This is a genomic window from Roseibium sp. QJM3NY_11 (assembly GCF_056173175.1).
Genome location: NZ_CM149660.1, coordinates 1,898,092 through 1,915,320 on the forward strand (window position 1 = coordinate 1,898,092; position 17,229 = coordinate 1,915,320).

Annotated in this window: 15 protein-coding genes; 9 read left to right on the forward strand and 6 right to left on the reverse strand. The window is 61.7% G+C overall.

From position 1 onward, the window contains the following. Positions 1-23: 23 nt before the first annotated feature. Genes AC0VX3_RS08655 through AC0VX3_RS08665 form a run of 3 tightly spaced genes read left to right on the forward strand, consistent with a single transcriptional unit; the run spans position 24 to position 2,334 of the window. Positions 24-785: an ABC transporter permease gene (locus AC0VX3_RS08655; RefSeq protein ID WP_342895445.1), complete on the forward strand. Its 762-nt coding sequence runs from the start codon at positions 24-26 to the stop codon at positions 783-785. Then, positions 772-1,572, forward strand: coding sequence for an ABC transporter ATP-binding protein (locus AC0VX3_RS08660; protein ID WP_475524368.1), 801 nt, complete (start codon positions 772-774; stop codon positions 1,570-1,572). The genes AC0VX3_RS08655 and AC0VX3_RS08660 overlap by 14 nt, the downstream gene beginning before the upstream one ends. 9 nt (positions 1,573-1,581) lie before the next feature. Then, a complete protein-coding gene (locus AC0VX3_RS08665; protein WP_342895443.1) occupies positions 1,582-2,334 on the forward strand; it encodes an ABC transporter permease in 753 nt (250 codons plus the stop codon). Positions 2,335-2,438: 104 nt separating this feature from the next. Here AC0VX3_RS08665 and AC0VX3_RS08670 read toward each other — a convergent pair whose 3' ends face one another. Next, complete coding sequence (locus AC0VX3_RS08670) at positions 2,439-2,915, reverse strand: Lrp/AsnC family transcriptional regulator (protein ID WP_348149998.1); 477 nt, start codon at positions 2,913-2,915, stop codon at positions 2,439-2,441. 137 nt (positions 2,916-3,052) lie between these two features. On the opposite strand from AC0VX3_RS08670, the gene AC0VX3_RS08675 reads away from it, so the two are divergent. Both AC0VX3_RS08675 and AC0VX3_RS08680 read left to right on the forward strand, forming a co-directional pair. Next, positions 3,053-4,072 carry a 1-aminocyclopropane-1-carboxylate deaminase gene (locus AC0VX3_RS08675; RefSeq protein ID WP_475524369.1) on the forward strand — a complete coding sequence of 340 codons (1,020 nt, stop codon included), beginning with the start codon at positions 3,053-3,055 and terminating at the stop codon, positions 4,070-4,072. 55 nt (positions 4,073-4,127) lie between these two features. Further along, positions 4,128-6,518, forward strand: coding sequence for a 1-deoxy-D-xylulose-5-phosphate synthase N-terminal domain-containing protein (locus AC0VX3_RS08680; protein WP_475524370.1), 2,391 nt, complete (start codon positions 4,128-4,130; stop codon positions 6,516-6,518). Between the two features lie 91 nt (positions 6,519-6,609). Here the strand turns inward: AC0VX3_RS08680 and ychF are convergent, their stop codons facing one another. Further along, positions 6,610-7,710 (reverse strand): redox-regulated ATPase YchF, encoded by a 1,101-nt coding sequence (gene ychF, locus AC0VX3_RS08685; protein ID WP_475524371.1) that lies wholly within the window; start codon positions 7,708-7,710, stop codon positions 6,610-6,612. Between the two features lie 235 nt (positions 7,711-7,945). Here ychF and AC0VX3_RS08690 point away from each other — a divergent pair, with 235 nt between their 5' ends. Next, complete coding sequence (locus tag AC0VX3_RS08690) at positions 7,946-9,640, forward strand: DUF4384 domain-containing protein (RefSeq protein ID WP_475524372.1); 1,695 nt, start codon at positions 7,946-7,948, stop codon at positions 9,638-9,640. Next, entirely contained in the window at positions 9,640-10,260 is a 621-nt protein-coding gene (locus AC0VX3_RS08695) for an OmpA family protein (RefSeq protein ID WP_475524373.1), read from the forward strand. Before AC0VX3_RS08690 ends, AC0VX3_RS08695 begins: the two co-directional genes overlap by 1 nt. Before the next feature lie 35 nt (positions 10,261-10,295). Here the strand turns inward: AC0VX3_RS08695 and pth are convergent, their stop codons facing one another. From pth to AC0VX3_RS08710, 3 genes are all read right to left on the reverse strand, one after another. Further along, positions 10,296-11,039 carry an aminoacyl-tRNA hydrolase gene (gene pth, locus AC0VX3_RS08700; RefSeq protein ID WP_475524374.1) on the reverse strand — a complete coding sequence of 248 codons (744 nt, stop codon included), beginning with the start codon at positions 11,037-11,039 and terminating at the stop codon, positions 10,296-10,298. Between the two features lie 141 nt (positions 11,040-11,180). Next, positions 11,181-11,813, reverse strand: coding sequence for a 50S ribosomal protein L25/general stress protein Ctc (locus AC0VX3_RS08705; protein WP_342895435.1), 633 nt, complete (start codon positions 11,811-11,813; stop codon positions 11,181-11,183). 256 nt (positions 11,814-12,069) lie between these two features. Beyond that, positions 12,070-12,780, reverse strand: a complete 711-nt coding sequence (locus tag AC0VX3_RS08710; RefSeq protein ID WP_475524375.1) for an MOSC domain-containing protein — start codon at positions 12,778-12,780, stop codon at positions 12,070-12,072. Between the two features lie 334 nt (positions 12,781-13,114). On the opposite strand from AC0VX3_RS08710, the gene AC0VX3_RS08715 reads away from it, so the two are divergent. Both AC0VX3_RS08715 and AC0VX3_RS08720 read left to right on the forward strand, forming a co-directional pair. After that, positions 13,115-13,684 carry a PDC sensor domain-containing protein gene (locus tag AC0VX3_RS08715; RefSeq protein WP_475524376.1) on the forward strand — a complete coding sequence of 190 codons (570 nt, stop codon included), beginning with the start codon at positions 13,115-13,117 and terminating at the stop codon, positions 13,682-13,684. 55 nt (positions 13,685-13,739) lie between these two features. Continuing rightward, positions 13,740-15,866: a methyl-accepting chemotaxis protein gene (locus tag AC0VX3_RS08720; protein ID WP_475524377.1), complete on the forward strand. Its 2,127-nt coding sequence runs from the start codon at positions 13,740-13,742 to the stop codon at positions 15,864-15,866. A gap of 70 nt (positions 15,867-15,936) precedes the next feature. Here the strand turns inward: AC0VX3_RS08720 and AC0VX3_RS08725 are convergent, their stop codons facing one another. Next, positions 15,937-17,229, reverse strand: coding sequence for an amidohydrolase family protein (locus AC0VX3_RS08725; RefSeq protein ID WP_475524378.1), 1,293 nt, complete (start codon positions 17,227-17,229; stop codon positions 15,937-15,939).

Consider the following 17,229-nt stretch of genomic DNA (forward strand, 5'->3'; position numbering starts at 1 on the left):
CCAAATGAAAGGGAATGCGGCTTATGGTCCGTCGTTCTTTCTGGCTCAAGATCGTGTCCGCGCTGGTGCTCTTCGGAGCCTGGCAGATTGCCGGCATGATCCCGGTCAGCTACGCTTTTCCAACGTTTCTTGAATCCATGGCCGCGCTCGGCCGCATGGCCGTCGACGGCACGCTTCTTCAGGCCTATGTCGAGACGCTGCGTCCATTGGTCATCGGTATCGCCATCTCGGCGTTTCTGGGGATCGGTCTGGGGCTCTGGATCGGTCTCAGCCGCAAGTTCGAATGGCTGTTCTCACCGATCTTCATCGTCATGCAGGCCGCGCCTCTGGCCGCGCTCATCCCGCTGCTGGTGATGGCCTATGGCATCGGACTGACCTCCAAGGTCTTCGTGGTCTGCATCATGGCGATGCCCGTGATCGTGCTCAACACCGCAGGCGCTGTCCGCAACACGCCGTCCTCGCTGAAGGAGATGGGCCAGTCCTTTCTCGCGTCGCGGACCGAGGTCATCGTGAAGATCATCGTTCCGGCAGCGTCGCCGGTCATCTTCAGCGGGCTGCGGCTCGGCATTTCCGCCGGTTTCATCGGGGCCATCCTTGCGGAACTGAAAATCACGCCGACCGGGGTCGGCGACATCATCACCTACAGCCGTTCGATCGCGGACTACCCCGCCATGTACGCGGCGATCTTCTCCATCATTCTCCTGGCCGTTCTCTTCCTCAATCTGCTGGAACGGCTCGAGGTTCATCTGTTCGAAGGAAATGTCCGTGGTTATGCCTCAGATTAATGAAGCCGTAGAAACAACAGGCGTTCCGAAAGCCGACAATGCCGTTGTGGCGCGTGGTATTTCCAAGACCTACGGCAAGGTTGAAGCGCTCAAGGACATGTCCCTGGAATTTCCGCGCGGCCAGCTCACGTCGCTGCTCGGACCGTCCGGATGCGGCAAGACCACCCTGCTGAAGATCATCGCCGGTCTTCTGAAACCCAATTCCGGCGAGATCGAGGTCAACGGCAAACCCGTCACGGGGCCGGGACCGGACCGGGCGTTCGTGTTCCAGGACTTTGCCCTGCTGCCCTGGGCCAGCGTGCTCAGGAACGTGGCCTTCGGGCTGGAACTGCGCGGGGTCGCGAAGTCCGAACGCGAAGCGATCGCGGAAAAATACATCGCGGAAGTCGGTCTGGCGGGATTCGAGAAGAGTTACCCGCACGAGCTTTCCGGCGGCATGCGTCAGCGTGTCGGTCTGGCCCGCGCGCTTTCGGTCGATGCGGATGTGCTGCTCATGGACGAGCCGTTCTCCGCGGTCGACGAGCAGACCCGGCGCAAGTTCCAGGAAGATCTCCTGAACCTGGTGCAGCTTGAAAACAAGACCTTCATCTTCGTGACCCACTCGATCGAGGAAGCGGTCTATGTCTCCGACCAGATCGCGATCCTGTTGCCGCGGCCGAGCCGTGTATCGGAAATCATCCGGCCGGCGGGTCTGCGGCACAAGAATGTCGACAACATCCGCCGGGATTCGGAATACCTGGACATCGTCGACGGCATCTGGGCGTCCCTGCGCAGCTATGTGGAATAGGAGGCCATCATGACACTTTTCGGATACCGCCTGCCCGCAATGTCCTCGCTGCTCCTGTGGGGGCTCCTGTGGGAAATCGTCGGCCAGTTGAACCTCACCTTCTTCGTCCCTCCGCTGTCTGAAGTGGTCGTGACGCTGATGTCCGTGATCGGCACGGCGCCCTTTCTGAAGGCGCTGTCGGAAACGGCCTACGCGTTTGCGGTCGGGGTTCTGGCGGCGATTGTCATCGGCATCCCGGTCGGGATCCTGATGGGCAAGAGCCGGCTGGTGGACGAGTTGCTGCTGCCCTGGGTCAACATGTTCCTGAGCGCACCGCTGACGGCCCTCGTGCCGGTGCTCATGGTGCTGTTCGGGTTCGGCATGCGATCGATCATCATCACCACGACCCTGTTCGCGATCTGGATCATCATCCTGAACGCCAGGGCAGGGGTGCTGCAGATCAACAGGTCCCTGATCGAAATGGCACGGTGTTACGGTGCCAATCCGCTCCAGGCCTTCTACAAGATCTATTTCTGGGCCGCGCTTCCCGAAATTCTGGGCGGCGTGCGTATCGGGGTGATCCGCGCGGTGAAGGGGGTGATCATCGGCCAACTGCTGATTTCCATCGTCGGATTCGGCGCACTGTTCGAGCTTTATGCCAACAACTTCCTGATGGCCCATTTCTGGGCGGTGCTGATCGTGCTGTTCGCACTGGCCTTTTCTGTCTCGGAGGTCCTGGCCTATATGGAACGCCGGGTGTCCTACTATGCGGCCAAGCGGTAGGCCCAAGTCCTAAGACCCACCCAAGGCCCACGGCCTTGATCAAGACACACCGTCCCGGCTGGTCCGCCGGGGCGGTGTCGTTTTAGCCGCCCCCGGTGCACACCCTAGAACGCGAGCGGGGCGTTCTCCTTGATCTCCTTGAGAACGAAGAACGTGCGGATCTGCCGGACACCGGGCAGAGCGATCAGCATCTTGTTGTGAATGGTGTTGAAGTCGTTCATGTCGCTGACCCGGATTTTCAGCAGGTAGTCAAATTCTCCCGCAACCAGGTGGCAGTCCAGCAACTCGTTCATGCCGGACACCGCCTCCTCGAAGGTTGCGAAGCTCTCCGGGGTCGAGCGGTCAAGCACGACACCGACCATCACCAGTGTTCCCAGATCAACGGAGGTCGGATTGATCTGCGCCGTAACACGGGTGACGTGCCCGTCTTCAAACAAGGCCTGTGTCCGTCTGTGGCACGTCGCGGGGCTGACATTGACCGCTTTTGCGAGCTCGGCATTCGTCAATCTTCCGTCTGACTGAAGGCGGCGCAGTATGTTCTTGTCGATCCGATCCAGATCAGTCATGGAAGATTCTTTCATTTTTGTCGGCTGTTTCTCTTATTGCATGGTTTGATGGCTGAAAAACAGGAAGATAGAATGATTTTGACGATCAATTCAGAAAGCACCTTCCGTGTTCTCTTTGCTAGGATTTCCAGACTTGAAATCAGGAGATCGCCATGTCCTTGCTCGACAAATTCGAACGCTACCCTCTCACCTTCGGAGAAACCGCCATCGAACACCTGCCGCGCCTGAGCGAAGCTGTCGGCGCGGATGTGGCGTTTTATGCCAAGCGCGACGACTGCAACTCGGGCCTGGCTTTCGGTGGAAACAAGCTGCGCAAACTCGAATACATCGTGCCGGACGCCATCGCGAGCGGAGCCGACACGCTTGTTTCCATTGGAGGGGTCCAGTCCAACCACACGCGCATGGTGGCGGCCACCGCCGCCAAGATCGGCATGAAATGCGTGGTGATCCAGGAGAAGTGGGTGCCCCACTACGATGCGGTTTACGATCGCGTCGGCAATATCATGCTGACCCGGCTGATGGGGGCCGACAGCCGACTGGTCGAAGACGGGTTCGACATCGGTATCCGGAAGAGTTGGGAAGATGCCATTCAGTCGGTGAAGGACGCAGGCGGCACCCCCTATCCCATTCCGGCTGGTGCTTCGGTGCACAAATATGGAGCCCTCGGCTACATCGGCTTTGCCGAGGAAGTGGCACGGCAAGAAGAAGAACTCGGTTTCAAGTTCGACTACATCGTGGTCTGCGTCGTCACAGGATCGACCCAGGCAGGGATGGTCGTGGGGTTTGCGGCGCAGGACCGCGCCGACCGCGTGATCGGGATCGATGCATCGGGAACGGTCGATCAGACCCGGGCTCAGGTGCGGTCCATCGTGGACAACACGGCTGAACTGGTCGGATTGGGCCGGACCGTCCTTGATGACGAAATCCACATCAATCCGGACTATGCCTACCCGGCCTACGGTGTGCCGTCGGCGGAAACCAACGACGCGATCCGTCTTGCCGCCAAGACCGAGGCGATGATGACCGACCCGGTTTACGAGGGCAAATCCATGCAAGGCATGATCGACCTTGCCAGGAAGGGCTTTTTCCCGAAGGGTTCCAGGGTGCTCTACGCCCACCTTGGTGGCGCTCCCGCGCTGAACGGCTACAGCTACTATTACAAGGATGGCTGACGGCATCTGACTCTGCCCCAATCCATACCCTGCCCATGATACCGGAGGTCGCCCCATGTCCAGTGTGCATCTGAAAACCATCGAACAACGGCTGCTCTGGCTGTCGCACTGGATGATCCACAATGCCAATCACATCCGCCCCAAGGTGGATGGCATCAAGGTTGGCGGGCATCAGGCGTCTTCCGCATCCATGGTCTCGATCATGACCGCGCTCTATTTCTCCGTGCTCCGGCCCGAAGACCGGGTTGCAGTCAAGCCTCATGCATCGCCGGTCTTTCACGCGATGCACTATCTGATGGGGGCCCAGACGCGCGAGAAAATGGAGGCCTTCCGCGGCTTTGGCGGGGTTCAAAGCTACCCGAGCCGCACCAAGGACACCGACGATGTGGACTTTTCGACCGGCTCCGTCGGTCTGGGTGTCGGCATCACCGCGCTTGCTTCGATCGTGCAGGATTTCATCAAGGCAAAGGAATGGGGCGCGGACACCAGGCTGGGCCGGATGGTGGCGCTTGTGGGCGATGCGGAAATGGACGAAGGCAACGTCTATGAGGTTCTGCAGGAAGGCTGGAAGAACGATCTTCGGAATACCTGGTGGATCATCGACTACAATCGCCAGTCTCTTGATGGGATCGTACGCGAGGGCCTGTTCGAACGCATAGACAGGATATTCGATGCGTTCGGCTGGGATGTCGTCAAAATCAAATACGGGATATTGCAACGCGCGGCATTCGATGAACCCGGCGGCGAGAAGCTTCGCTCCTGGATCGACGCCTGCCCGAATGCCGAATACGCCGCGTTGACCTACATGGGCGGTGAAGTCTGGCGAAAACGCCTGATGGATGATCTGGGCGACCAGGGCGACGTCACGGCCCTTCTGGACAAACGCAGCGATGCCGAGCTTGCCGATCTGATGGAAAATCTCGGCGGCAATTGTGTGCAGACGATGGCGGAAACCTTCGCGGCCATCGATCACGACCGTCCGACCTGCTTTCTTGCCTATACGATCAAGGGCTGGGGAACTCCCATCGCCGGGCACAAGGACAATCACGGCGGTCTCATGACCAGGGCGCAAATGGCGGACTGGCAAAAACACATGGCCGTGCCGGAGGGGCAGGAATGGGACCCGTTCGCCGCTGTCGATGATGAAGCCGGACTGAAGTCGTTTCTCGCGAAGGTTCCGTTCTTCGGAAAGGGGACGAGGCGCCATTCCGATGAAAAACTGCCTGTTCCCGGGATCGCGTTTTCGACGGATCGCGAGATTTCGACACAGGCCGCGTTTGGAAAAATTCTTGATGAGCTGTCAAAAGGCCAGAGCGATCTTGCCGCACGGATCATGACCACCTCGCCGGATGTCACCGGCACGACCGGTCTGGGGGCGTTCGTCAATCGGCGCAAGCTTTTCGCTCGCCAAGCGCAAAGGGATGCCTTTATCGAGCATCGCATCCCCTCGACCGCCAAGTGGAATTTTGCCCCGGAAGGTCAGCATGTCGAGTTGGGCATTGCGGAAATGAACCTGTTTCTGCTCCTGGGGGCGGCTGGCCTGGCGCACAGCCTTTGGGGCAAGCGGATCATACCGATCGGAACGGTCTATGACCCGTTCGTTCATCGCGGTCTGGATGCTTTGAACTACGCCTGCTACCAGGATGCCCGTTTCATGATCGTCGGAACGCCATCGGGAGTAACGCTCGCGCCGGAAGGCGGCGCGCACCAGTCCATCGGAACACCCCTGACCGGAATGGCCCAGGACGGTCTGGCGAGTTTCGAACCGGCATTCGCGGATGAGCTTGCCGTGATCATGGAGTGGGCGTTTGACTACCTGCAGCGCGACGGCGGGAGCGATCCCGACGAGCGCACGTGGCTTCGCGACGAAACCGGTGGCTCTGTCTATCTTCGCCTGACGACAAAGCCGTTGGAGCAACCGGGCAAGCGCATTGATGACGACTTTCGCCAGGGTGCCATTGACGGTGCGTACTGGCTTCGCAAGCCTGGACCGAACTGCGAGATCGTCATTGCCTATCAGGGGGCCGTCGCCAATGAGGCCATCGGAGCCGCGGGACGCCTGGCCGAGACCCATCGGGATATCGGGGTGCTTGCGGTTACGTCTGCCGACCGGCTGAATGCGGGCTGGACGGCCGCGCAGCGCAGCCGCGCGCGCGGCAACCGCCAGGCGACCTGCCATGTCGAAAAACTGCTGTTTGGCCTCCCCGGCCACTGCAAGGTCCTGACCGTGCTCGATGGCCACCCCGCCACGCTGTCATGGCTGGGGGCTGTGGCCGGGCATCGAACCATTCCGCTCGGGGTCGAGCACTTCGGACAAACGGGAACAATCGCCGACCTTTATGCCCATTTCGGCATCAATCGTGATGCCATCGTGGAAGAAGCGCGCAAGGCGTTGCCGACCGGCCCGGAAATCGCCCAATCCATGGGGGCCGCAACCAGGGTGTGAACTCTTCTTCCTGCCACGGCCCTTGATCCATGGTGCCCGGTGAAGGGCAGCATCAGCCCGGATGCGCCGCTGGCGCGGCGGCGATATCTCGTCAGGTGTTGAACTTGAACAAGAGGACGTTGCCGTCCTTGACGACATATTCCTTGCCTTCGTCGCGCGACTTGCCGGCTTCCTTGGCGGCGGTTTCGCCGCCGAGGCCGACATAATCGTCATAGGCGATGGTCTGGGCCCGGATGAAACCGCGCTCGAAGTCCGTATGAATGACGCCTGCCGCTCCAGGCGCCTTGGTGCCCTCGGTGATGGTCCAGGCACGGGTTTCCTTCGGGCCGGCGGTGAAATAGGTGATCAGGCCAAGCAGGTCGTAGCCGGCGCGGATCATGCGGTCGAGGCCGGGCTCTTCCAGACCGATGGTCTCCAGGAATTCTTCCTGCTCTTCCTTGTCGAGCTGCGAGATCTCCGCCTCGATGGCCGCGGAAATCACCACGGCGACCGCGCCTTCCTGCTTCGCGCGTTCAGCGACCTTTTCCGACAAGGCATTGCCGGTTCCGGCCGAGGCTTCGTCGACATTGCAGACATAAAGCACGGGCTTGGATGTCAGAAGGTTCAGTCCCTGCAGCAGACGTGCCTCTTCCGCGTCGGCCACCTGCAGCAGGCGGGCGGGCTTGCCGTCCTGCAGGAGGGCGAGAGCGCCTTCCATGATCGGCAGCAGCACCTTGGCTTCCTTGTCGCCGCCACCGGCTTTCTTCTTCAGCGGTGCGATGCGTCGCTCGAGGCTTTCCATGTCGGAGACCATCAGTTCGGTTTCCACCGTCTCGGCATCGGCCAGCGGATCGATGGTGCCTTCCACATGGGTGATGTCATCGTCCTCGAAGCAACGCAGCACATGGGCGATGGCATCGACTTCGCGGATATTGGCGAGAAACTGGTTGCCGAGGCCTTCGCCCTTGGACGCGCCGCGCACGAGGCCGGCAATGTCGACAAAGGTGATGCGGGTCGGGATCACTTCCTTGGATCCGGCCACCTCGCGAATGGCGTAGAGCCGGGGGTCCGGCACCGCCACCTCGCCGGTGTTCGGCTCAATGGTGCAGAACGGATAGTTGGCAGCCTGCGCGGCCGCGGTCTTGGTGAGCGCGTTGAAGAGCGTGGACTTGCCGACATTCGGCAGTCCGACAATGCCGCACTGAAAACCCATGGGAGTTCGCTTTCGATCTGGTCTGAAACTGTTGCTGGGCTACATGCCCGAGCGCAACGGGCAGGTCAAGGCTTTGCGCGGGCAAGGCCGGGATCCGCGGCCAAAGCCAGGCGGTTCGGAGCTGCAAAAAGGCCCGCCGGTTCAACCGAGGGCGTTCTGCGCTTCCTTCCGATCCGGCATCGGGTATACTCAGCGTAATTTTCAGGACGACTGTTTTTCGGGAATATAAAGCGGCATGATCTCCAGACATTTGAAGTCGGGGCCTTTGACTGCAGGCCGGGTCCGGTTTACCGGGATGCTTGCGGCCGCGCTGGCCCTCTGGATCTCCGGCCCCGTTGGCACGGCAACGGCGCAGGGCTTCGATCCGGGCAGCCTGACAGGGCTTTACGGGGACAGCTCCATCGATCCGGCTCTTCTGGAGAATGTCGGCCGGACCACCGTCACCCGGGCCTATATTCCCGACGCCATCGACCTGTCGCCGCTGATGCCGCCACCGCTCCTGCAGATCCACGGCAGTTGCGTCTCCTACGCCGTCGGCTACGCGATGCGCGGTTATTACGCCGCTCTGGAAAACAATGTCTCGCCGGGCAGCCAGTCGTTCACGCCGAGCCCGGCCTTTCTTCATTCCCAGATCCGTAACAGGAACGAGGCCTGCGAGGCGGCGGGCAGCCATGCCTTTTTCGCCATGTCCTATTTCAAGGGGCGGGGCGCGCCCGATCTGGATGCCATCCCCGATGTCGCCATGTGCTCGGAACGTGTCGAACGGCCCTCGGCCGCGCCGGACAGGTTCCGCATCCGCGATTTCCAGTTCATCTATGTCGTGGAACGGGACCGGCGCAGGCCCAGTCGCCGGGATCTGGATGCGATCAAGCAGCAACTGGCCGCCGGCCATCCGGTTGCCGTCGGCTTCCGGATGGCCGGCGTGGTGCCGTCGGCACGGACACCCGATGGCGTGACGCTGCAATACCTGAAGGCCGGCGAGATCTATCAGGGATCGCTGGGGCGCAATGCGGGACCGTCCGGCGGGCACCAGATGGTGCTGGTCGGATATGACGAGCGCCGCCAGGCGTTCCTGGTCCAGAACTCCTGGGGGCCGTACTGGTCGGGCGACGGGTTCGGCTGGATCAGCTATGGGGCCGCGCTTGCGGACATGCGCAACGCCTCGGTCATGCGCACGGGAATTCGGCCACCACGTCCGGTGCCGGGCATGTCGCGCTCCGACCGTGGCAACGAGGTTGCCTTCGCCGAAGACAATTGCAGCCGCCTCTACGTGACGGAAGAGGTTCCGGGCGGGATGCCGCTGCTCGGGGGCTTCGTCAGCAGCCAGGCGGCGCTGGCGAAGCTGAGCGAGGACTTTCCGCCCGAGCAGATCCGGAAAGTCAACGTCCGGCCATGGCCGGTCTGCGAAGTGCTCAAGACCCTGGACCGTCCGCTGGCGGAACCCTCCAGGCCGACCATCCGCCTGCACGGCGGCAGCGCCGACCTGAGCTATGGCGACTCGCTGGCTTTCGAGGTGACCGCGCCGGACTTCGCAGCCTTCCTCTATATCATCTACATCCAGGCGGACGGCACGGTGGTCAACCTGCTGCCGCGGCGCGCTCCGGTCCGGCGGCAGGTCGGCTTCGGCGAAACCTTCGTCTTCGGCGATGGCCGCCAGGGGCGCCAGAAATTCACCGTTCAACCGCCCGCCGGCTCGGAAGCCATCGTGGTGATCGCCGCGCGCAGTCCGATTGCCCAGCTGGAAGATCTGGAGGACGGCGGCAGCGGCCAGTTCTCCATGCCGGTGAGTGTCGAGGGCGGCAGCGCCATGGCGGACGACCGCTATTTTCTGACCGCCTTGCGCGCGGGCATGAGGGAACGGCCGGAAGAAACCCGGCTTCCGCGCGAGATTTCAGCAGCTGTGCTGCATCTGACCATTCGGGACCAGTAATGAACGAGGTTGCTCCCATGCGGTTCTTCATCGAACGAGCTTGTGCACTGTCCCTTCCGGCTTGCCGGCCGATGCTGATCGCGGCGGCGTTGCTGGTCGGGCTGCTGGCGGTGCCCGCTCCCCTGCAGGCCCAGACGGTGACCAGTGAGGAAATCATCTGCGCGCTGTTGCCGAACGGCGGCCAGGGCACGTCCAGGTCGCTCCGCAAAAAGGAACCGCATCCTTACAGGGGCATCAATATCGAGGGGCAGTTGCCGCCGGAAGCGGAGCTGCCGCGCATCAATCTGACGGTCAATTTCGAATTCGATTCCGCGTCGCTGACCAATGACGGCATTCTGACCCTGCAGGCGCTGGGAGGTGCCCTGAAGGACCCGCGGCTGAGGAACATGCGCTTTCAGATCGCCGGGCACACCGACCTGCGTGGCACGGCGGCGTATAATCTGGACCTGTCCAGGCGCCGGGCGTTCATGGTGGCGGAATTCCTGGCCGCCTTTTTCAGCATTCCCCGGGAACGGCTGGTGCCGGTGGGCTATGGCGAGAGCCGGCCCGTGGACCGCTACAACCCGGACAGCGGCCGCAACCGCCGTGTGGAGATCATCAACGTGCAGCCGTTGTCGTGAGGCGCGGCCAGGTGTTTGATCCTGGAACCGAACGTTCAGTCTCCGCCGCCAAGCAGCTTTTTCAGCATGTCGGCCATGGGGCCTGACTTGGGTGCGCTGATGGTCTTCGGCGGGCGCGCCTGGCGGATGTGGCTCTGGCCTTTTGGTTTCGCCGCAGCGGGTGCGCCATCCCTGGCCGGTGCGGGTTTGTCCTTGCGGCGGGCCTTTTCCGGTTCCAGGGCCAGCGTCAGCTTGTTGGCGAACTGACTGTCCTTGCCTTCTGCCAGCAGACCGGCGTTGTCGGCGACTTCCGCCAGCAGAGGCTCCAGCCAGTCCCGGTCTGCCTTGGCGAAATCGCCAAGCACGTGGTTGGAGACCAGTTTCTTGTCGCCGGGGTGGCCGATACCGAGGCGCAGGCGGCGGTAGTCCGTGCCGATATGGGCGGAGATTGACCGCAGCCCGTTGTGGCCGCCATGGCCGCCGCCCTGTTTCATGCGGAATTTGGCCGGGGGCAGGTCGAGTTCGTCATAGAGCACGACGATGTCTTCCGGCTCCAGCTTGAAGAAACGCATGGCTTCCCCGACGGAGCGGCCGGATTCGTTCATATAGGTGGAGGGCTTCAGAAGCAGGACCTTTTCCGCGCCGAGATGGCCTTCGGATACCTGACCTTGAAACCGGGACCGCCAGGGCTGGAAGCCGGCATGGCGGCGGTGGATCTCGTCTACGGCCATGAAGCCGATATTGTGCCGGTTGCCCGCGTGTTTCGCACCCGGATTGCCAAGGCCGACGATCAGTTTCATGGCATGCCTTCCAAGACTGGATCCTGAAATGAAAAAGCAGCCGATTGCGGCTGCTTCAGGTCACCGACCCGGTGGCGGGCTTCTGACCTGGTGCGGGGAGGCGGCGGCCGCCTCCCTGACCTGATACCACTGGAACCGGGCTTATTCGCCGGAGGCTTCCGTGGTTTCTTCCGTTGCTTCCTCTTCGGTGTCGTCAGTCTCCTGGACACCGGCCGGAGCCGCGATCGTTGCGATGGTAAAGTCGCGATCGGTGATGGTCGGCAGGCAGCCTTCCGGCAGGCTCACTGCGGAAATATGCAGGCTGTCGCCCGGCTGGGCCTTGGCCAGATCCAGTACCAGGGCTTCCGGAATGTTGTCGGCCGGCACGGTCATTTCGACGGTGTGACGAACGATGTTCAGAACGCCACCCTTCTTGATGCCCGGGCAGATCTCTTCGTTCAGGAAGTGAACCGGCAGGTCGACGGTCAGTGTCGAGCCCTTGGCGACACGCAGGAAATCGACGTGCAGGATATCGTCGCGCACCGGGTGCAGCTGATAGTCCTTGGCGATGACCTGGTGCTTCTTGCCGTCGACTTCGACGATACCGACGTGGGTAAGGAAACCGCCCTTTTTCAAGGTGAGAGTGGTCTCTTTCATCGGAATGGTGATCGGCAGGGCAGGTTTCTTGTCGCCGTAGATCACGGCGGGGAGAAGGCCTTCGCGACGCAGTGTCCGAGCGGCCCCCTTGCCCACCCGGTCCCGTGCCGACGCCTTCAGCTCATAGCTGGCAGCCATGGCAAAACTCCTTCGAGTGTATAGATGACGGACCGGCGAACCACCGTGCCAGAAGCTTCAAGTTGTCCGGGATCGGTCCTTAAACGCCTCCTCCAGGGGTGCAGGCGCGTGCGGGGTATACAGAAACCGCGGGAAATGTGCAAGTCCGACGACACGCAAGACCGTCATTCTCACGCGGAAATCGAGTTTTGGCGGATCGGACCGGCCCTGTCCGGAGCCGGCGCCCGAACGGGCCGCGGCACTGCAGTGTTTCGTGTCAGTCTCCGAGGGCCGGGGTCGCGCCGGTGCGGCTTTCCGGATCGGCCTTTCTGGCAAAGGCGGCCCGCCATGGTTGGCCGAGTTCCTCAAGCCCCGCCAATGCCGAAGCCGTCGCCGGATCGAGCTGGGGGTTGAAACGAGCGAAGATGACTTCGCGGAGGCTCCAGTGCGGGCAAGGGCGGTCGACAAGAACCATTTCATCCCCCGCTTCCAGCACGCCTTCTTCCAGCACCCTGAGGTACCATCCGGTCTTCGCCGTTTTGCGAAACGCGGCAGCCTGGGCGGGATTGTCCGTGTGCATGTTCAGTTTCCAGCAGGGCTGGCGTCCCTGGGTGACCTGAACGCGGGCCGTGCCGGCGGAAAAGACATCGCCGATGCACAGGCCGGCTTCCGTGAGCCCTTCAGTAGACAGGTTTTCGCCGAACCCGCCAGGCGCGTAGACCGCCGCCTTGCCGGGAAACGTCTCGCGCCAACGGGCATAGTGCTCGGAAGGGTAGGCATGCAGCGCCATGTCCGGTCCGCCGTGCGCCGTTCGATCCGCCTGACGGTCTTCGGCCAGACCGGTGACTGTCACCCGGAGTGGCCCGTCAGCGCGGATCTTGCGGATCGCCGACGGGTCCTTGCCCTGCCAGCGGTGTTCGGGCTGTCCCTGATACAGTCCCAGAATGCAGGCGATACCGGTCATCGTGAAGCCATTCCTCAGCGCCATGACGGCCTGGCCACCCATTTGAGAGGCCGCCGCCGATATGTGGATTGTCAACCATGCGGAGACCTTCCGGAAGGGGTAGGTTTAGTTGTGTTCAAAATTTATGCAATCAAAGTAAAAGAGTGTGGTTCTCAAGAAATGCAATTGCAGATTTCAGCCGGTTCGGCGATATCTCTCCGTGATTCTGAGGTTAAGTCTTTGAATTGTATGAAATAGATTTTATTCTTGAACTGTTATGTGTCTGTTTCTGAAGTCTAATTCCAGAGTGGTTGTAACATATATAAAATATTAATCGATTTTTCCTAGATTACTTTGGGTGAGTAATTGGGAGAGATCCATGAAATATATTCTTACTATGACGGCTGTTTGTGTGTTGTCCGCGAGCGCCGCTTCCGCGAACGAATTCGAAAACGAACTCAAGGGCCTTGCCGGCGGGAAAATCGCCGCAATTGTCGCGACCGACGAAGTTGTGGCCGCCGTGAAGGCGCAAAACGGTGTCACCGGCGGCTATGACCAGGCCAAGATCGACGAACTGGACAAGACCTGGCGCGCGGAAACCGAGGCGGTCGATCAGCCGATGATCGACGAAGTGATGGACAATTCCCTGTCCGTCTACCTGGCAGACGTGCAGGAGAGCAATGACGGTCTGTTCACCGAGATTTTCGTGATGGACGCAAAGGGCCTCAACGTCGGCCAGAGCGAAGTGACATCCGACTACTGGCAGGGCGATGAAGCCAAGTGGCAGAAAACCTATTCCGTCGGCGCTGACGGCCTGGATATCAGTGAACTCGAAGAGGACGAAAGCACGCAGACCCTGCAGAGCCAGGTGAGCGTTCCGGTCGTCGATCCGGCGAGTGGCGAGGTCATCGGGGCCGCGACATTCGGCGTCAACGTCGACAACCTCTGAGTAGACTAAACAACGGGAAAACCGATGGTTTTCCCGTTTCCCGTGGGAGGGTTCCTTGAAAGTTTCCGCAAAACTTCCGGTGTTGGTGCTCGGCATCGCACTTCTGTGTTCGGCAGGTGTTGGTGTTGCCAGCTACCTGTCCGGAGCCGACACAGTTCGCACACAGGCCGAGCAACGGCTTGTCGCTCTCGCGGAAAGCCGCAAGGATGCCCTGCTGGAATTCTACCGAAGCAAGGAAAGCGCCGTTGGCGCGCATGCGCAAGGCAAGGCGCTCCGCGCCGCCTACAGCGACTTTGCAACCGCCTGGGACAAGTACAAGGACAAGGCGTCCGAGATGCTGACCCGGCTCTATGTTACCGACAATCCGCACCCGGCCGGTGAGCGCGATCAACTCGTCAAGGCGGGCAGGAAGCCCTATGACAAGGCGCATGGCAAGCATCATGCAGCGCTGCGCGACTATGCCAATGTCAATGACTATCCGGACATGGTCCTGGTCAACCTGTCCGGCGATGTCATCTACAGCGTGCGCAAATTCGCCGATTTCGGCATCAACGTCCACGCCGACGGCTGGAAAGACACGCCCCTGGCCGCCGCATTCGAGCAGGCCCTCGTTGGCGAAGCGGGAACGATCAGCGGCATCGATCCGGTCGCCTACAAAGGCAATGAAGACCGGCCCGCGGGTTTCTGGTCGGCTCCGATCACCGCCGGTTCGAAAACGATCGGAGTTATCGTCTACCAGATGCCGCTCGGCAAAATCAGTTCCATGCTGGGAAACTATGCCGGGCTTGGAGAGACGGGCAACATCCACCTGGTGAACGAGAGCGGCCTGGTCATGAACGACAGTGCCCGCACGCCGGAAGAATCTGAAATTCTGAGCGACAAGTTCGGTGCGCCGGAGATCAGCAAAGCCCTGAACGGCGGCATCGTGTTCGGGCAGATGTCCGACTATGACGGCCGGAGCGTGTTCGCGGCCGTGGTGCCCTACACTGCGTTCGGCAAGGCCTATGCGCTCACGGTCGTACAGGACGTGCGCGAGGTTCTGGCACCCTTGTCCGCGCTCCAGTTCTGGATTTTCCTGATCGCGATCGTGTGTGCTGTCATCGCCGGTGTCGTCGGGCTGCTGGTTGCCAGGACCCTGTCGGGCCGCATCAACAGCCTGGGCACGGTGATGAGCCGTCTGGCGAGCGGTGATACGGCGGTCGAAATTCCGTCGCAAAAGGCATCCGACGAAATCTCGCAAATGGCCGAAACAGTTCTCGTGTTCCGGGAAAATGCACTCGCGCGGGAGCGTCTGGAGGCCGAGCAGAGCGCGGCCGCGAATCTCCAGGAAAGACAGTCCGCGGAAATCGCGAGAATGATCGACGGGTTCCGCTCCGAAGTCAGCGAGATGCTCGATGCGGTTGCCGACAACAGCACGCAAATGCGGGAAGAGGCCGAGAAGCTGAACAGCCTGGCGGACGAGACCGCGCGGGATGCATCCGGCGCCTCGGCTTCGTCCGAAGCGGCCTCGACCAATGTGCAGACCGTCGCGTCCGCCGCGGAGGAATTGTCCGCGTCGATCCAGGAAATCCGGCGCCAGGTCGTCGCAACCACGGAAATCGTGGGGACCGCGTCAGAGGGTGCCCGCCAGACCAACGAAAAGATCGAGGGGCTTGCCGAAGCCGCCCAGCGGATCGGGGACGTGGTCAGCCTGATCTCGGCGATTGCCGAGCAGACCAACCTGCTGGCCCTGAATGCGACCATCGAGGCGGCCCGGGCCGGAGAAGCCGGACGCGGCTTCGCCGTTGTCGCATCCGAGGTCAAGGAACTGGCGACCCAGACCGCAAAGGCCACCGAGGAAATCGAAGGGCAGATCGCGGAAGTGCAGGTCGCGACCAAGGAAGCCGTTACGGCGATTGCGAGCATCGCCGAAACCATGGGCGAGGTCGACAATTACACCGGAACGATCGCGGCGGCGGTCGAACAGCAGGGCGCGGCAACCAACGAGATCTCCGGAAACATTCAGGAGGCGGCCACAGGCACGCAGAATGTGGCGAATTCGGTCATTACCATCTCGGAAAAGGCGCAGGTCACCAGCGAGTCGACAGGTCAGGTCCTGTCCGCTTCAACGGATGTGAGCGCCCGCACGAACGCGTTGCGCGAAACGGTCGATCGCTTCCTGACGGCGGTGGCGGCGGCCTGATCCCAGCCGCGACAGACAGGAACCTGTTTGACCATGACTTGAGGCTGTTCCGCGGGGTCGCGGAACGGCTCTAGCCTTCTCTCGGCGCAAAGGTCGAGGGATCGATCCGGCCGGGACGTCCTTCGAGCGAAAGTTCCGCTTCCCGGGGCGCGGTGGTGGCGATCACCCTGCCGCCCCTGACAACCGCCAGCCGGGTGGCCTTCAGGCGGATGGCCTCGATGGTGTCCCGGGCCTGGAGGAGCACGAAATCCGCCTTGCAGCCCTTGTCCAGACCATAGCCTTCCAGACCCATTGCCTTTGCCGGATGGCCGGTGACGCAGTCGAAGCAGTAGCGGATGGCCTCCCGGCTGGTCATCTGGGCCACATGAAGCCCCATGGAGGCAACTTCCAGCATGTCGCCGGATCCCATCGAATACCAGGGATCCATCACGCAGTCGTGGCCGAAGGCGACGTTGACGCCATGCGCGCGCAATTCCGGCACCCGGGTCTGGCCGCGGCGCTTGGGATAACTGTCGTGGCGGCCCTGGAGGGTGATGTTGATCAGCGGATTGGCGATCGCATGGATCCCGGCCTCCGCGATCAGCGGCAGCAGCTTGGAGACGTAGTAATTGTCCATGGAATGCATCGAGGTCAGGTGCGATCCCGCGACACGGCCGTGCAATCCAAGTCTCTGCGTCTCATGGGCCAGCGTTTCGATATGACGGGACAGGGGATCGTCGGTCTCGTCGCAATGCATGTCGACCCGCAGGCCGCGCTCGGCCGCGATTTCGCACAGGCGGACGACGGACCGGGCGCCGTCCTCCATGGTGCGTTCGAAATGCGGGATGCCGCCAACGATGTCGACGCCCATGTCGAGGGCCTTCAAAAGGTTCTTTTCCGCATTGGGAGACCGGTAGAGACCGTCCTGCGGAAACGCCACCAGTTGAAGATCGATATAGTCCTTCACCCTGTCGCGGACTTCCAGCAGGCCTTCGACCCCGGTCAGGCGGTCGTCGCAGACATCGACATGGGAGCGGATTGCCAGCAGGCCCTGGGAGACGGCGAGGTCGCAATATTTCAAAGCCCGCTCGACGACGGCATCGATAGTCAGGATGTCCTTGAGTTCGCCCCACAGTGCGATGCCCTCCAGCAGCGTGCCGCTGCGGTTCATGCGGGGCAGGCCCAGGGAGAGCGTCGCATCCATGTGGAAATGACTGTCGACGAAAGGCGGCGAGACCAGTCTGCCGTTCGCGTCGATAACCTTGCCGGCCTCCGCCGTGATGCCGGCTTCCACGGCTTCGATGCGGCCGCCCTTGCAGGCGATGTCCATTTGGGTGCGGCCGTCGGGCAGGTTGGCGTTCTTGACGAGAAGGTCGAAGCTCAT

Excerpts from the sequence above, each read along its gene's own strand:
- AC0VX3_RS08655 (WP_342895445.1), top strand. The coding sequence starts at position 24 with ATGGTCCGTCGTTCTTTCTGGCTCAAGATCGTGTCCGCGCTGGTGCTC.
- AC0VX3_RS08660 (WP_475524368.1), top strand. The coding sequence starts at position 772 with ATGCCTCAGATTAATGAAGCCGTAGAAACAACAGGCGTTCCGAAAGCC.
- AC0VX3_RS08665 (WP_342895443.1), top strand. The coding sequence starts at position 1,582 with ATGACACTTTTCGGATACCGCCTGCCCGCAATGTCCTCGCTGCTCCTG.
- AC0VX3_RS08670 (WP_348149998.1), bottom strand. The coding sequence starts at position 2,915 with ATGAAAGAATCTTCCATGACTGATCTGGATCGGATCGACAAGAACATA.
- AC0VX3_RS08675 (WP_475524369.1), top strand. The coding sequence starts at position 3,053 with ATGTCCTTGCTCGACAAATTCGAACGCTACCCTCTCACCTTCGGAGAA.
- AC0VX3_RS08680 (WP_475524370.1), top strand. The coding sequence starts at position 4,128 with ATGTCCAGTGTGCATCTGAAAACCATCGAACAACGGCTGCTCTGGCTG.
- ychF (WP_475524371.1), bottom strand. The coding sequence starts at position 7,710 with ATGGGTTTTCAGTGCGGCATTGTCGGACTGCCGAATGTCGGCAAGTCC.
- AC0VX3_RS08690 (WP_475524372.1), top strand. The coding sequence starts at position 7,946 with ATGATCTCCAGACATTTGAAGTCGGGGCCTTTGACTGCAGGCCGGGTC.
- AC0VX3_RS08695 (WP_475524373.1), top strand. The coding sequence starts at position 9,640 with ATGAACGAGGTTGCTCCCATGCGGTTCTTCATCGAACGAGCTTGTGCA.
- pth (WP_475524374.1), bottom strand. The coding sequence starts at position 11,039 with ATGAAACTGATCGTCGGCCTTGGCAATCCGGGTGCGAAACACGCGGGC.
- AC0VX3_RS08705 (WP_342895435.1), bottom strand. The coding sequence starts at position 11,813 with ATGGCTGCCAGCTATGAGCTGAAGGCGTCGGCACGGGACCGGGTGGGC.
- AC0VX3_RS08710 (WP_475524375.1), bottom strand. The coding sequence starts at position 12,780 with ATGGCGCTGAGGAATGGCTTCACGATGACCGGTATCGCCTGCATTCTG.
- AC0VX3_RS08715 (WP_475524376.1), top strand. The coding sequence starts at position 13,115 with ATGAAATATATTCTTACTATGACGGCTGTTTGTGTGTTGTCCGCGAGC.
- AC0VX3_RS08725 (WP_475524378.1), bottom strand. The coding sequence starts at position 17,229 with ATGAGCTTCGACCTTCTCGTCAAGAACGCCAACCTGCCCGACGGCCGC.